11 protein-coding genes and 1 pseudogene are annotated in these 14,814 nt (G+C 38.7%); 4 read left to right on the top strand and 8 right to left on the bottom strand.

Annotated elements, in window-relative coordinates:
* Nucleotides 1-16: 16 nt before the first annotated feature.
* The 4 genes and pseudogenes from ASE55_RS09590 to ASE55_RS09575 form a co-directional block, all read right to left on the bottom strand.
* A pseudogene (locus tag ASE55_RS09590) lies at nt 17-232 on the bottom strand (tyrosine-type recombinase/integrase); the annotation flags it as partial.
* A 180-nt stretch (nt 233-412) separates the two neighbouring features.
* Entirely contained in the window at nt 413-2,242 is a 1,830-nt protein-coding gene (locus ASE55_RS09585) for an ABC transporter ATP-binding protein (protein ID WP_056218442.1), read from the bottom strand.
* Nucleotides 2,243-2,295: 53 nt separating this feature from the next.
* A complete protein-coding gene (locus ASE55_RS09580; protein ID WP_056218439.1) occupies nt 2,296-3,219 on the bottom strand; it encodes a M28 family peptidase in 924 nt (307 codons plus the stop codon).
* 227 nt (nt 3,220-3,446) lie between these two features.
* Nucleotides 3,447-3,836, bottom strand: a complete 390-nt coding sequence (locus ASE55_RS09575) for a DUF4293 domain-containing protein (protein WP_056218437.1) — start codon at nt 3,834-3,836, stop codon at nt 3,447-3,449.
* 143 nt (nt 3,837-3,979) lie between these two features.
* On the opposite strand from ASE55_RS09575, the gene rho reads away from it, so the two are divergent.
* Both rho and ASE55_RS09565 read left to right on the top strand, forming a co-directional pair.
* A complete protein-coding gene (gene rho, locus ASE55_RS09570; RefSeq protein ID WP_056218434.1) occupies nt 3,980-5,848 on the top strand; it encodes a transcription termination factor Rho in 1,869 nt (622 codons plus the stop codon).
* A 294-nt stretch (nt 5,849-6,142) separates the two neighbouring features.
* Nucleotides 6,143-6,739, top strand: a complete 597-nt coding sequence (locus tag ASE55_RS09565) for a superoxide dismutase (protein WP_056218432.1) — start codon at nt 6,143-6,145, stop codon at nt 6,737-6,739.
* A gap of 53 nt (nt 6,740-6,792) precedes the next feature.
* On the opposite strand, the gene ASE55_RS09560 is transcribed toward ASE55_RS09565, so the two are convergent.
* Together ASE55_RS09560 and ASE55_RS09555 are read right to left on the bottom strand one after the other, a co-directional pair.
* Nucleotides 6,793-7,221, bottom strand: a complete 429-nt coding sequence (locus tag ASE55_RS09560) for a DUF6146 family protein (RefSeq protein WP_056218430.1) — start codon at nt 7,219-7,221, stop codon at nt 6,793-6,795.
* Nucleotides 7,222-7,267: 46 nt separating this feature from the next.
* Nucleotides 7,268-8,458, bottom strand: a complete 1,191-nt coding sequence (locus ASE55_RS09555) for an endonuclease/exonuclease/phosphatase family protein (protein ID WP_056218427.1) — start codon at nt 8,456-8,458, stop codon at nt 7,268-7,270.
* Between the two features lie 250 nt (nt 8,459-8,708).
* On the opposite strand from ASE55_RS09555, the gene ASE55_RS09550 reads away from it, so the two are divergent.
* Complete coding sequence (locus ASE55_RS09550) at nt 8,709-11,588, top strand: carboxypeptidase-like regulatory domain-containing protein (RefSeq protein WP_056218425.1); 2,880 nt, start codon at nt 8,709-8,711, stop codon at nt 11,586-11,588.
* Between the two features lie 16 nt (nt 11,589-11,604).
* Nucleotides 11,605-13,002, top strand: coding sequence for a DUF5689 domain-containing protein (locus tag ASE55_RS09545; protein WP_056218422.1), 1,398 nt, complete (start codon nt 11,605-11,607; stop codon nt 13,000-13,002).
* Nucleotides 13,003-13,532: 530 nt separating this feature from the next.
* Here the strand turns inward: ASE55_RS09545 and ASE55_RS09535 are convergent.
* Together ASE55_RS09535 and ASE55_RS09530 are read right to left on the bottom strand one after the other, a co-directional pair.
* Complete coding sequence (locus ASE55_RS09535; RefSeq protein ID WP_238585030.1) at nt 13,533-14,003, bottom strand: DUF6702 family protein; 471 nt, start codon at nt 14,001-14,003, stop codon at nt 13,533-13,535.
* Between the two features lie 58 nt (nt 14,004-14,061).
* Nucleotides 14,062-14,808, bottom strand: coding sequence for a TIGR00730 family Rossman fold protein (locus ASE55_RS09530; protein ID WP_056218566.1), 747 nt, complete (start codon nt 14,806-14,808; stop codon nt 14,062-14,064).
* Nucleotides 14,809-14,814: the final 6 nt, after the last annotated feature.

Below are 14,814 nucleotides of genomic sequence, written 5' to 3'. Positions count from 1 at the left end.
GCTCTGATTGCCATGTTACAAATGCGTTTTCCATAGCGGAAAATTTTTGGGAAACCAACTCCATATCCTTACTAATTTTCTGACGGGTGATTTTCGCATAGATCTGCGTCGTCGAAATATTCTTATGCCCCATCATTTTATTCATGCTTTCCAGAGGAACACCTTCTGTTAAAAACATTGTTCCAAATGTGTGCCTTGCGGTATGGAATATCACTTTTTGTTCTTTTAAGACCAAAACCTATCAGACACCGAGCGCCAAACTAAGACTACTGTTTTATAAAACATTGTATATAAACGGTTTTAACCGTTTTGCTTATTTTTGCTTTGTACTAATCTTTTTTACTAAAAAAGAGTATTCCTGTCAGGCTTTAACCCTCTAGAATACTCCTGTCTCAGATTATTTTAAAAACTTTTAATCGAAATTCTGCAGTTCAACCAGTTTATGATACATGCCTCTTGTGGCAATCAGCTCATGGTGGGTTCCCTGTTCTACAATTTTTCCTTTTTCCATGACCACAATCCAGTCGGCTTTCTGAATGGTTGACAACCGGTGGGCAATCACTAAAGAAGTCCTGTTCTCCATCATTTTTTCCAGGGCGTCCTGAACAAATCGTTCAGATTCCGTATCCAGGGCAGAAGTTGCTTCATCAAGGATCATGATCGGAGGGTTTTTCAGTACCGCCCTTGCAATGGAAATCCTCTGTTTCTGGCCGCCGGACAGTTTCCCGCCCGCATCTCCGATATTGGTGTCGTACTGGTTCGGAAGGTCCATGATAAAGTCATGTGCATTTGCCACCTTAGCCGCAGCCTGGATTTCCTCCAGCGGTGCATTCGGCTTACCCAATGATATATTGTTCCTGATGGTATCATTAAACAGGATATTATCCTGCGTTACCAACCCGAACAGCTTTCTGTAGTTCGAAAGCTTTATATTCTTTATGTTTTCGCCGTCTACCAGGATTTCGCCGGCATTTACATCGTAAAAACGGGTAATAAGATTGGTGATCGTACTTTTTCCGCTGCCGCTCTGCCCAACTAAAGCAACTGTTTTGCCTTTGGGAATTGACAGGGAGAAATTTTTAAGGATGTCCCTTTCCTCATATCCGAACGTAATGTTTTTAAATTCAACATTTTTCTCGAACCCTCTGATCTCTTTGGCATCTTTCAGTTCCCTGATGTGATAGTCCGCATCCAGGATTTCAAAAATCCTTTTGGCGGAAACTTCACCCTTCTGAAGATTGGATATAGCGGACGACAAAGCTTTTAAAGGCTGTAAAATAGTGTAGAATAAGGCGATGTACGTTATGAATTCACTTCCGGACAGGCCTTTTCCCTGGATCGCAAGCCGACCGCCGAAATAGACGATCATCCCTATGGTAATGGCTCCCAAAAGCTCACTTACAGGAGAAGCAAGGGCTTTTTTCTTAAACAGGCGTAAAGAAAGGTGCCTGATTCTGTTGAGGACATCATCAAATCTTTTTTTAATCTGCGGGGAAGCATCAAAAATTTTAATGATTTTTAATCCTACCAGCGTTTCATCCACAAAAGAATACATTTTTCCAAGCTCATTCTGGGCTTCGCCGGTGTCTTTCTTCAGGCTTTTACCGATAATCGAAATTAAGGTCCCCATAATCGGGAAAACAATTAATGTAAAGATCGTCAGCTGGAAATTGGAATATAAAAGGTATCCCATCGTAATAATGATAACGATAGGCGAACGGATGATATCAATTAAACTGTTTAAAATATTGGACTCCACCTCACCGACATCCGATGTGATCCTCGCAAACACATCCCCCTTTCTGGAATTGGTGAAAAATGATACCGGCAGCTCTAAAATCTTATCATGCAGCTTGATCCTGAAATCCCGGGAAACACCGGTTCTTGAAAACGTAAGGTAAAATTCTGATAAGTAACTGAAAATGTTTCTTAAAAAAAACATGGTGATGAATAATATACAGGTAATCAGAAGGATATATTCCGGGCCTTTTTCAATCTGCAGCTGCTGGATGGTATAATTAAAAGTGTTTTTAAGAAATGTGCCGGCGCCTGAAATCCCTTCATAAACGGGTTTGGACTCAATTTTTTTAGTTTCTTTATCAAAAAGGATATTCAAGACAGGCATGAAAAAAAGCATGGCAACAATGTTGAATAAAGCGTAAAGAATATTAAAGAAAATACCGGCTGCAATAGATTTTTTGTAAGGTAATATGTTGTCTATCGCTCGTTTATAATAACTCATTAAATTTTAGATTAATCAGACAAAAATAAGGAAAATTAATAGATCAGACGTTTCTAATCCAGTTTTACTTTATCGTTATACTTCGGTGAAAAATTCTTTGGCGTTAATTTTTCCAGTGTTTTACCGAAATTATTGATGATCTGCGTCATATTGGCAAAATCCACAATATGTATATCGTCGCTTTCATTGTGATAGTGGTTTGCATTCGTCATATCAACTGTTGAAAAAGAGTGGGCAATGATTTTCTTTTTTACAAAGCTTACATTATCCGAGCGGTAAAACAACTGCTGGGCAACATAAGGATCAGGGTTGATTTTCAGGCCGTTGGCAGCGTTCTGGTTAAAAAGCTCATCCAGATCAGAAAACCCGTCACCGGTCATATATAAAGCATTCTTCCCGAAAGCCGATTCTGTAGCCACCATTTCAAAATTAAAAAGGGCAGTCATATTGTTATAGATCTTATCTAAATTCTGATCTTTAGAGATTGCTCTTGAGCCCAGCATTCCTTTTTCCTCGCCGTTAAAAGCCATGAATACCATGGAAAATTCCGGCTGTTGATTCCTGAAATAATCGGCGATCCCGGTAAGCGTGGTAATTCCGCTGGCATCATCATCTGCTCCGTTATAAATGTTGTCACCGCTTTTTTTGCTTGTCCCGATATGATCAAAATGTCCTGAAAACCCCAGGAATTTATCTGTTTTTCCTTTCTTAACCCCACAGACATTATACACTGTTTTTCCTTTATAATCAAACGGCACCAGGTAAGAATTTCCGGTACAGTATTCCAGGTTGTTTTCTTTAAAAAGCACAGCAATATAATTGGCGGCATTGTCATTTTCCGCAGTCCCGATTTCACGGCCCTTCATTTCATCGGAAGCTAATGTTGAAAGTACGGTTTTAATTCTCTCTTCAGAAACCTGCTGTGAAAAAGCAAAAACGGAGAACAGTGAAAATGTAAGGTAGGTAAATTTTTTCATTTGGATAAATTTATAAACAATCTGTCGCATCTTTAACGGAAATGTTGCACTGAAATTTTATTTTTCCTTTTTCTCCCGCCGATTATGTTGATTTAACGGATGATTACGCATATTTAGTTTTTAAATTTAAAAATATAACATGAGCACCTGTAAACATCTGCGGGAATTTAAAACAAAAAAACAGCTCCTTAAAAGAAGCTGTTCTTACTCAAAAAATCGTTGTAAGGCTATCGGAGTCTGTCTACAGATTTTACGAGCCTCTCATCTTTTTTGATGTATAGGTTTGCAATACACAAACAAATCACCGCAATCAATGGGAAAACCGGCTCAATACCCTTCTCAGGAAACTCAATTCCTCCGGATAAGTTAAGTAACCAGTACGCCAATACACCAATCAACAAAACGTTTATAATGATGCTGACGGTATTCAGCAAAATTTGTCTTTTTCTGTTCCTGTAACTGAATACGCTCAGTAATCCAATTAAAACAAGTGCTACACAGGCGATATTCATAACAGGGAACTGATCAGAAATAATCACATCCTGCCCTGTGACAAACAGAAATACGGCAGCCAAAACTGCCAAAAAAATCCATATGGTCTGTATTCTTTGTAACATTGAATATTTAATCTAGGCAAAAGTAGCATAAATTTTGCACAATTCAAAAATAAGTGTAGATTTGCATTATACAATGTACTTGAAAATAAAAGTCACCGGACTTACTTTTCTTACTCACAATTAATTACATTTTTTACATACATATGTTTAACATTGAAACGTTAAGGTCAAAATCCGTAACGGAACTGACTAAAATCTTAAAGGATTTGGGCGTTAAAGTTGCAAGAAACAGCAATGAGAATGATAAAATCTTTGCGGTTCTTGACTTTCAGGCTTCAAATCCCAAGGTTGCCAAAGATTATTTCAGCACAACCGAAACCAGTACCAGTACTGAGGAAGCCCCTGCAGAAAAACCTGTAAAGGCTCCTGTTAAAAAAGCGGCTCCTAGAAAAGCGGCTCCCCGGCCAAAGACAGAAACGAAAGCTCCGGCAGAGCAGAAAACGGAGACAGAGGAAAAAGCAGAGGAAGTAAAAGAACCTGTTGCTGAAGCACCGAAAGCAGAGGATACGAAAGCAGAACCGGCTGCAGCTGCAGAAGATTCAGCAGCGGCTGCCAAAAGAAAAAGGAAAAGAGTTTCTCCTCCAAACACAGGAAACCCTGAAGCTCCACAGGAGAAAACAGAAGCTCCTAAAAATACAGAATCCCAGGAATCTGCTCCTGCAGAAGAGAAGCCGAATACTCCCCAGCCTCAGGCAAGGCCTCAAAGAACGCAGCACAACAATCCGCATAACAACGGAAACCAGAACAGAAATCAGAATCCCAACCAGAACCAAAATCCCAATCAGAATAAGCAGCAACAGCAGCATTCTGAAAGAGGTGAGGAACAGAATCAGAATCACAACCCAAACCAAAATCAAAATCAAAACCAGCATCAGGAACAGAAAAAAGAGTTCAGTTTTGATGGAATGGTGAGCATTGAAGGTGTTTTGGAAATATTGCCTGATAATTACGGATTTTTACGTTCATCAGATTTCAGTTATATCTCTTCACCTGATGACGTGTATGTTTCCACGGCGCAAATCAGGAATTACAGCCTAAAAACCGGGGATACGGTAAGAGGAATTGTAAGGCTTCCGAAAGAAGGAGAGAAATATTTTTCTTTACTGAAACCTACGGAAGTAAACGGACGGGATCTTGCATTCATCAAAGACCGTGTTGCTTTTGAATATCTAACACCGCTTTTCCCTGAAGAAAAATTTAACCTGACAGGAAATAATGCTACGATGTCAACAAGAATCGTTGATTTGATAGCACCGATAGGAAAAGGGCAGAGAGCCATGATCGTAGCCCAGCCTAAAACGGGTAAGACCATGTTGCTGAAGGATATCGCCAACTCTATTGCAGCAAACCACCCTGAAGTATATATGATGGTGCTTCTTATCGACGAACGTCCTGAGGAGGTTACCGATATGGAAAGAAGCGTCAATGCAGAGGTTATCGCCTCTACCTTTGATGAGGCAGCAGATAAACACGTAAAAGTAGCCAACCTTGTGCTTGCAAAAGCCCAGAGAATGGTAGAATGCGGCCATGATGTGGTGATTTTGCTGGATTCTATCACGAGATTGGCCAGAGCTTATAATACCGTAACACCGGCATCCGGGAAAGTACTTTCCGGTGGTGTGGATGCTAACGCGCTTCATAAACCTAAAAGGTTCTTCGGGGCAGCAAGAAAAATTGAAGGAGGAGGATCTCTGACGATTATTGCAACGGCGCTTATCGATACGGGTTCTAAAATGGACGAAGTAATCTTTGAAGAATTCAAAGGAACGGGTAACATGGAACTTCAGTTAGACCGTAAGATTGCCAACAGGAGAATTTATCCTGCTATTGACCTGGTCGCTTCCAGTACGCGTAGAGACGATCTTCTTTTAGATGAAGTAACCTCCCAGAGAATGTGGATTTTAAGAAAATACCTTTCTGAAATGAATCCTATTGAAGCCATGGAGTTTGTAAATAAAAACATCAGGGGAACACTCAATAACGAAGAGTTCCTGATGTCTATGAATAAATAATTGATTTAATTTTGTTAAATAAAAAGCGCAGACTTACCAGTCCGCGCTTTTTTTATTGGAAAGATTTGGAATTGAATAAGTACATTTATTTTCCAATGGCCTAGAATATAAATTTCACTGTGAACAGATCGTATAGCATTATACCTGCTGGTCGTTAGCTTATCTTCCGTATTCATGTTGAGTTTTTCAAAATACTTAATCTTTCTATGTTAAAGATTTATTAAAATAATACACATTCTTTGAGTTTCGGTTAAAATATGGCTAAATTTGAGTAATAACATTAAAAATAAAATTATGTCATTCGAACTACCAAAACTAGAATATGCTTACGATGCATTAGAGCCGACAATAGATGCGAAAACAATGGAAATCCACCATACAAAACATCACCAGGCCTATATCGACAATTTAAATAAAGCCATTGAAGGAACAGAATTAGAAGGGAAAACCATTGAAGAAATCTGCCAGACCGGTACTGATAAGCCTGCTGTAAGAAATAACGGAGGCGGTCATTTCAACCACTCTCTATTCTGGGAAATCCTGACGCCTGGCGGAAGTAAAGAGCCTGTAGGAAATGTAAAAGCGGCTCTTGAAAATTACGGAGGTCTTGAGAAATTCAAAGCTGATTTCTCTGAAGCTGCCAAAACAAGATTCGGTTCAGGATGGGCATGGCTGGTAAAGAACAGTGACGGTTCTGTAGCTGTAACGTCTACACCAAACCAGGACAACCCGTTAATGCCTGTAGCGGATGCTAAAGGAACGCCTGTTTTAGGATTGGATGTTTGGGAGCACGCTTATTACTTAAACTATCAGAACAGAAGACCTGATTACGTAGCTGCATTTTTCGATGTGGTAAACTGGGATAAAGTAGAGGAATTATTTAACAAATAGTTTTTATACAGTTATAAAAAATTAAAAAGGTTCAGAATATTCTGAACCTTTTTTTAGTATCGTGTTGTATCGCTTCCGGAAAGCCCGTTCATCCTTAAGCCGTATTTCCAGTTCACATAGGCAAAAACCTGGTACAGCTTATATTCGAATTTCAAACCATAGTTTTCTCTCGGATTGTAATCTATGGATGATTCAATCACATTCCTGTACCGTCCGGAAGAATAATAGGAGTTCCATTCGGTGACCAGTAACGTATTTCTGCTTCTCAGAAAAGATTCGGAATACTGGCTTACCGGCTTGGCAACGGCATTCAGAAAATAATCAAACTGGGTGTCAATAACCGTAAGGTCCCATTCGCCGTCTTCATTTTTTGAAGGCTTCATCTCGGATTTCTCCTGGTCAGCTTTAGGAGCCGGTACAGTCTGTGCCGTACAGCTGAAGGATAAAAAAGAAACCACCAGCAATAAGATTAAATTTTTCATACGCATAAATTTATATAAAAAGACACTCAAAATGAGTGCCTTAAATTTATGGTTCTTTCTGAAGAACGACAAATGCCGGAAAGTGGTCGCTGTAACCGCCGGTAAACTGGTCGCCATTCCAGGATCTGAAAGGATAGCCTTTATAATTCCCTTCTTTATTCACCAGATAGGCCGGGGCAAAAACCTCTGCTTTATACACAGAATATTCTTTTGTTACCTGATCTGAAACTAAATTCTTAGAAACAATAATCTGGTCAAATAAGTTCGGTGCATCCTGATAAGCCAGTGAAGCTACGCCTTTCTTATATAAAGGATACATCAGATTAAGATAAGGATTTACATCACTTAAATCTTTCGGGCTTGCCTGGGCTTTTAAATGATTTTTTAAACTTGAGCTTACCGGGTCATCATTAAAGTCACCCATTGCAAACAGTTTTGTTGTGGGATCTGCTGCTCTTACACTGTCCATCTGTTGTTTCAATAAAGCTGCGGCTGCATTTCTTTTAGGAAGGGATGCTGCTTCACCGCCTCTTCTCGAAGGCCAGTGATTCATGAAGAAAGCTACCTTTTCATTATCGAGAAAACCGGTTACTACCAGGATATCCCTTGTGTATTCCCTTCTTCCGTCATCACCAAAAACTTTAAGTTCCTTTTTTAAAGAGTGTGTCGGAGTAAATCTTCTTTTCTGATAGATCAAGGCAACATCAATTCCCCTGTAATCATAAGAATTATAATGGATAATTCCGTAATCGTATTTTTTAAGGGCCGGCTCTTTAATCAGGTCTTCAATTACCTGTCTGTTTTCAACCTCAATTAATCCGACAACGGCAGGAGCTGTTTTGGTATACTGGGCGCCCATTTCAGAGATTACTTTGGCTTCATTAGCAAGTTTTGCCTTGTAAATCTTTGTATTGTAGTTTTTTGCACTCTTCGGAGTAAACTCTTCCGATCCGCTTTGGTATCTCACTGCTTTTTTATCTTTTAAGGCTCCGTCACTCCATGGACCGTCATGTTTCTCAGCTTCCAGAAATTTAATTGAATCCATAGGAATGCTTCTGTGGAAGGCAGGATTGTTTATATCTTTAGTGCCGTCAATATAATCTGCAGAGCGGATGGTATCCCAAAGGTTTTCTACATTTAAAAAACCTACTGTGGCTACTTTTCTCAGTTTTCCCTGCTGTTGCGCAAATGCCATTACCGAAAAAAGGACGGCAAATAGACCCGAAAATCTCTTCATTATCTTAGAGTTGTATTAATATTATTTAATCTGCAAATTTACCCTTTTTTAATTTATCTCATTTTAAATATTTGTAAATTTAAAGTATGGTAGATGGTTATTTTTACATAATCATTCTTAAAAGTTTGCAATGTTAAGAAAAAATAATGTTAAAGAGGTTGTAAATTCCAAATTTTGCCTAAATTTGCCTCCCCAACTTTTAAACTGTTGAGAATTAACGACAAAAAGTGTTTAAAAATAAATATAACTCATGATTAAAAAACTATCATTAGTCTCTTTATTTACTTTGCTTCCAGCCTCTTATTATTTTGCACAGACTACCGTCTCTGCATATCTTAAGGATGCGGACGGCAAGCCTGTTGAACGGGCAGAAGTAGATCTTAAAGGGAAAGACAATGATGTAACGGCTGACAAAATCGGATATTTCCAGTTCGTAGACCTGATGCCGGGGCATTATCAGATTGTGATTACGAAACCGAATTACGAGACCAAGGTAACGGAGTTCGACGTATTGGACAATGAGAAAAGAAAGGATTTAGGGACCATTACTCTTTATTCTGCATTGACAAGCGCAGATCAGGGCTTGGCAATTATTGATAGTGACGGGGATGACGATGAAGCAGGAAGTCAGGTTTCTACGGTTGGATTGCTACAATCTTCTCAGGATGTATTCAGTAGAATCGCAGCATTCGATCTTGGATTTTATTGGTTCAGGCCGAGAGGCATTGATGGCAGATCCGGAGAGACGATGATGAACGGTGTATCTATGGTGAAATCTGACAATGGAAACGTTGATTTTTCTAATTGGGGAGGGCTTAATGAAATTACAAGATATCCGGAAATTGCATCTAACCATTCTCCTTCCGAATATGCTTTTGGCGGCAACAGCGGTGTCATTTATAAGAATACAAAAGCCAGTGATTACCGAAAAGGATTTCAGTTCACACAATCCTTAACAAACAGGAATTATTCATACAGAACATCTTTAAGATACAGCTCTGGAATGAGTAAAAAAGGATGGGCATTTACAGCAATGGCAGCAAGAAGATGGGCAGAAGAAGGAATTCAGGAAGGTACCTTTTATGATGCTTATGGTACATATTTAGGAATTGAAAAAAAATTCAGTGACCGGCATACCATGACTCTGAACTTTATAGGTTCTCCTTACAGAAGATCAACTGCTAGCCCAAGTACTCAGGAAGTATATGATTACAGAGGGGTCCATTATAATTCATATTGGGGCTGGCAAGATGGTGAAAAGAGAAGTGAAAGAGTAAGAAGGGGTTTTCAGCCGATTTTTCAGCTTCAGGATTTCTGGAAAATTAATAAAAATTCCAGTTTATGGACTACTGCATCTTATCAGTTCGGTAAAGATAAAGGATCCCGTTTAGACTGGAATGGTGTTACAAACCCTTCTCCAACCTATTACAGAAATTTACCAAGTTTCTCTGTTAATAGTATTATTTACAACAGTACTAACAATCCACAAGTTGACCCCAGCGAATTCAATTCTTTAATTGATGATTATAATGTAAAGTTAAATGCCTGGGTAAACGGAGATCCGAATGTTACTCAAATTAACTGGAATAGGCTTTATGACAATAACCGGAAATTTGATATAAACAGAAGAGATGAAACGCTCCGTCTTTATGGGTTAAATGGTAACCGCTCATTGGTATATTTAGTGGATGATGTAAGTGATGATAAAATTTTTAATGCAGGAACTCACTATACTTATAACTTTAATGACCGTACCAAATTTATTCTTAATCTTTCTTATCAGAATTACAAATCTGAGCTTTATCGCGAAATGAAAGATCTGTTAGGGGGTGACTTTGCCATCAATGTTGATCCTTTTAAAGAATCGGCTAAGCCAGGTTCCAACGGATATTATAATACCCTCGATTCTGATGTTCGTGTTGACGTTGGTGAGCGTATGACGTATAATTATATCCTTAGAAGGCAGGAAGCAAAAGTAAATCCGGGATTGAAATTTTCAACAGGAAACTTTGATGTATTTGTATCAGCATTGGCAGGATATTCTTCCTCAGACAGAGAAGGTTTATTTAAGCATTATCTATATGAAAACTCTTATGGAAAAAGCAAAGATTTCAACTTCTGGAATTTCGGTTTAAAAGGGCAGGTTGTATACCGTATCAACGGAAGAAACTTCCTTGTATATAACGGAGCAATGTATAATCAGGCACCTTTTTTAGAAGATTTGTTTATCAACCCGAGGGTTAATGCTTTGGTTAATCCTAATATTAAAAGTACGGTTTACACCGCAAATGATTTAAGCTATGTGATAAGTACGCCTTTTATTAAATTAAGGGCTACAGGCTATTTGGTTGATACGCAAAATGAAACCAATGTTCAGAGATTCTTTGCAGATGGTATTCAGCTCAATAATACAAATCCGGATGGAACGGTCTCTCAGGTCCAAAGTGCATTTGTAACCCAGGTGATGTCTAATGTTGAGAAAAGAAATATGGGAGCGGAACTGGGTGTTGATGTAAAAGTTTTACCTACATTGTCTGTACAGGGTTTAGCCAGCTACGGACAATTTGTATATCGTAATAACCCGGATGTCTATCTGGTATCTGATGCTTCAGGCAGCAGCGTTACTTCATTCGGAAAAGCTTATATTAAAAACTATAAACAAGGCGGAACCCCGCAACAGGCATTTTCACTGGGAATGCGTTATAATAATCCGAAGTATTGGTGGGTAGGAGCGAACTGGAATTATCTTGATGATAACTTCCTGGATCCGGCGCCGGCTCTTAGAACTCAAAATTTCATCACGAATCCAAATACGAATGCTCCTTATGTCGGACTTACGGAAGATAGTGTAAGGGATATGCTGAAGCCTGTAAAACTTCCTTCAGCATTTTTCCTGAATGCTAATGCAGGAAAGTCTTTCGTATTCGGTAAATATTATATATTAATAACAGCATCTGTTAATAATATTTTGAATAACAGAAGATACATTACAGGAGGATTTGAGCAGACCAGAGAAACAAAAGCAGTTGATTTTGCTACTGATTACTATAGTCCGACACCGTCTTTCGGGCCGAAATACTGGTATACGCAGGGACGTTCTTATTTTGTAAACATGCAATTCAGATTCTAATAAAAATAAAATTCATATGAAAAATATCATTAACTTTTTAAAAACAACATTTTTGGCAGCAGGAATACTGTCTGTAATGTCTTCATGTGTGAAGAATGACGAGTGGGAAACACCGCCTTTCGAATGCTCCAATAAATTTCCTGAACCTACGATGTCTATGGCAGACTTTGCCGCTCAGGTTCCGAGCACAGGATTTAAGCTTATTACTACGGATCAGATCTTTGACGGGTATATTATTTCTTCAGATGAACAGGGTAATTTCTATAAAACTATTTCTTTTCAGGATAAAACTGTAAATCCTACAGTAGGCTTACAAATAGAGGTTGACAAAGCAAGTAATTTTGCGGATTTTCCGGTTGGATCTCATATCAGGATTAATGCTAAAGGCCTGCGATTAGGAATTGACAGAGGAACTGTTAAACTAGGATCTGTGGATCCGGTTTTTGCCATCGGCAGAATTCCCCAGTCCCTTGTAGGGAGATATGTTTCCGGTGTATGTGGTGGAAATGGTCTTGATATCCAGACTATTGTTCCTACCCAGCTTGCTTCGCTGGCTGATGCAAAAAATCCCAATCTTATTAATACATTGGTTACAGTTCCGGATGTACAGTTTAATTTGGCGGAAATTTATCCTACTGTTAAAAAGTTCCTAGATTATGATGCAGGCGGACAAGGCTTAGATACAGACAGAAATATTGAAGATAAATTAGGGAACACTGCTGTTATCAGAAATTCCGGATTCTTTAAGACAGGAGGAGAGTTATTGCCTGCAGGAAACGGAAATGTTACATTTGTAGTGAGCAGGTATAACTCTACTTGGCAAATGTTGATCAGAAGCCTTTCTGATATTAAATTTACGGGAACAAGAGTAGATGCAACACCTCCAAAAGGCGGTACAGCAATTACCTATACAGGTTCTTTCCTTGAAAACTTTGAAAGTTATCCAGCTTCACCTGCCAATCTGGAATTATATCCCAAATATGTAAATGATCCCATATTAGGGAACAGATATTGGCAGCTAAAGACATTTAACAATAATAAGTATATTCAGTTAGGTGCTAATTCAGGGACTGGACAATATGTGACTTATTTCGCTGTTCCTGTTGATTTTACTGCAGCAAATACTTTGAAATTTGACGTTAATGTTGGGTTCTGGAACGGGAATGCGTTAAAAGTATATTATACTACCAACTATACTCCTCTGGGAGATGTTACCCAGGCTACAAAAACAGATATTACATCAGCATTTACAATTCCTCAAGTTCCTGCTAGTGGTTACGGAACATTAGCTCCGGCAGGAACATACATTATTCCCCCTACACTGACAGGTAACGGATTTATTTTATTTGAATATACCGGAAGCGGAAGCGGGGTTACCACTACTGTCCAGTTAGACAATATTCAGATTCAATAAAAAGCTTTAAATATCCAAAATACAGTAACGTGCTGAAATGGTTGGTGATTCGGTGAGAATAACTTTTTAACTTACATAGTTAGTGAGACACTGCCTATTAATAGCGGCCAGCTTTTCAACAAACAATTTATAGGGTGAGATTTTTCTCACCCTTTTTATTTATTGTGTGTGGTTGTAATGATATTTAAGAGAATATATACCTGAGCAAGTAGTTTACAGCCGTCATCTTACTGGAACGTGTATATGGGAGTAGCCTTCTATGCATTTAAAGAAAGTGGTGTTGGCAGAATTTCTGTCTATAACGATAAAGCTAAAAACGGATCAGATCATTATTTGCCTGCCTCTCCTAATTTAGGTCCAATAAGTCATTGGTATTCAGATGGTGTTGCTTTTATATTTCTGCAAATTAATCTGCAGATTCTCTATACAAAATAAACAGGCTGTCTTTTTTAGGCAGCCCGTTTATTTTTACAGCAATAAATAAAAAAACCACCGCGTCAGCAGTGGTTTCTATAATCTGTTAAACTTTTTTAGAAAGAAGCTTCGTTTACTTCTTTTCCCCTTTGGAAATTCATTGTTTTCTGGCTGCCTTTATAGGCAATATTAACGAGGTTAATCTGCTTGGGAAAAGAACTGAGGAGGATGGTATTTTTAATTTTTAAGGTATTGATATCCGAAACACCTCCTGTTTCAAAATATACCCATACAGTTTCTCCGCTTACCTGACTGCCGGTGAAGGTCATTGTTTTCGGCGAGCCATTGACATACACATCAAAATTATTGTTTACGTATCTTTTTACTTCTGCCTCAAATCCGGCTGTATTCGGATTGATCTTTATAGCATCGGAAATATGACTGGTATTCATTTTTGTGGTGAACTTCAATGTTTTGCTTCCGTCAATATAATCCACTTTGGTCATTGAAGAGAAAAAGTCTACATATGCAAAACTCATTAACACAAAAAGTGTTAAAATCCCTGTGATACATAAAATTTTTTTCATCTTAAATAATAGATTTACAATCATGATTGTTTAGTTAGAAGTGACAAATAACATGCCATTAAAAATTTACATTAACGGAATACTTGTCGTAAAAAGCCTTGATATGGGCAACCGCTTCATCTGCGGTATCTACCACACGGTAAAGATTGAGATCATCGGCATTAATCATTTTTTCTTTAAGCAGTGTTGCCTTAAACCAGTCCAGCAGTCCGCCCCAGAATTCCGAGCCGACAAGGACAATCGGGAACTTCCCGATTTTATTGGTTTGAATTAACGTTAAAGCTTCTGTAAGCTCATCCAGCGTCCCGAATCCGCCCGGCATCACCACAAAGCCCTGAGAATATTTAATGAACATCACTTTTCTCACGAAAAAATAATCAAAGTTCATAGAATAAGCCCGGTTGATGTAAGGATTAAAATGCTGTTCAAAAGGAAGGTCAATATTCAGTCCGATGGATTTTCCCTGTGCATTGAAAGCGCCTTTGTTTCCTGCTTCCATAATTCCGGGCCCGCCGCCGGTAATGATTCCGAAACCGATTTTTGTGATCTTTTCTGCAATTTCCACAGCCATTTCATAATACTTGCTTTCCGGCTGCAGTCTTGCAGAACCGAAAATGGAAACACAGGGGCCTATTTTAGCCAGTTTTTCATAGCCGTCTACAAACTCTGCCATTACCTTGAAAACCATCCAGCTGTCTTTCATAATGGTCTCATCCCAGGTTTTCTGCCTCAGGCTGTCATGCAGTCTGATTTCATTGCTTTCAAGTTCCGGATTTACCAGACTTTCGTCTCTGCTTCCTTCCATTCCCAT

The sequence above is a fragment of the Chryseobacterium sp. Leaf201 genome (assembly GCF_001421435.1).
Lineage (GTDB): Bacteria > Bacteroidota > Bacteroidia > Flavobacteriales > Weeksellaceae > Chryseobacterium.
Note: the sequence above shows the minus strand (reverse complement) of the source record. Positions and strands in the feature narration are given on the sequence as shown.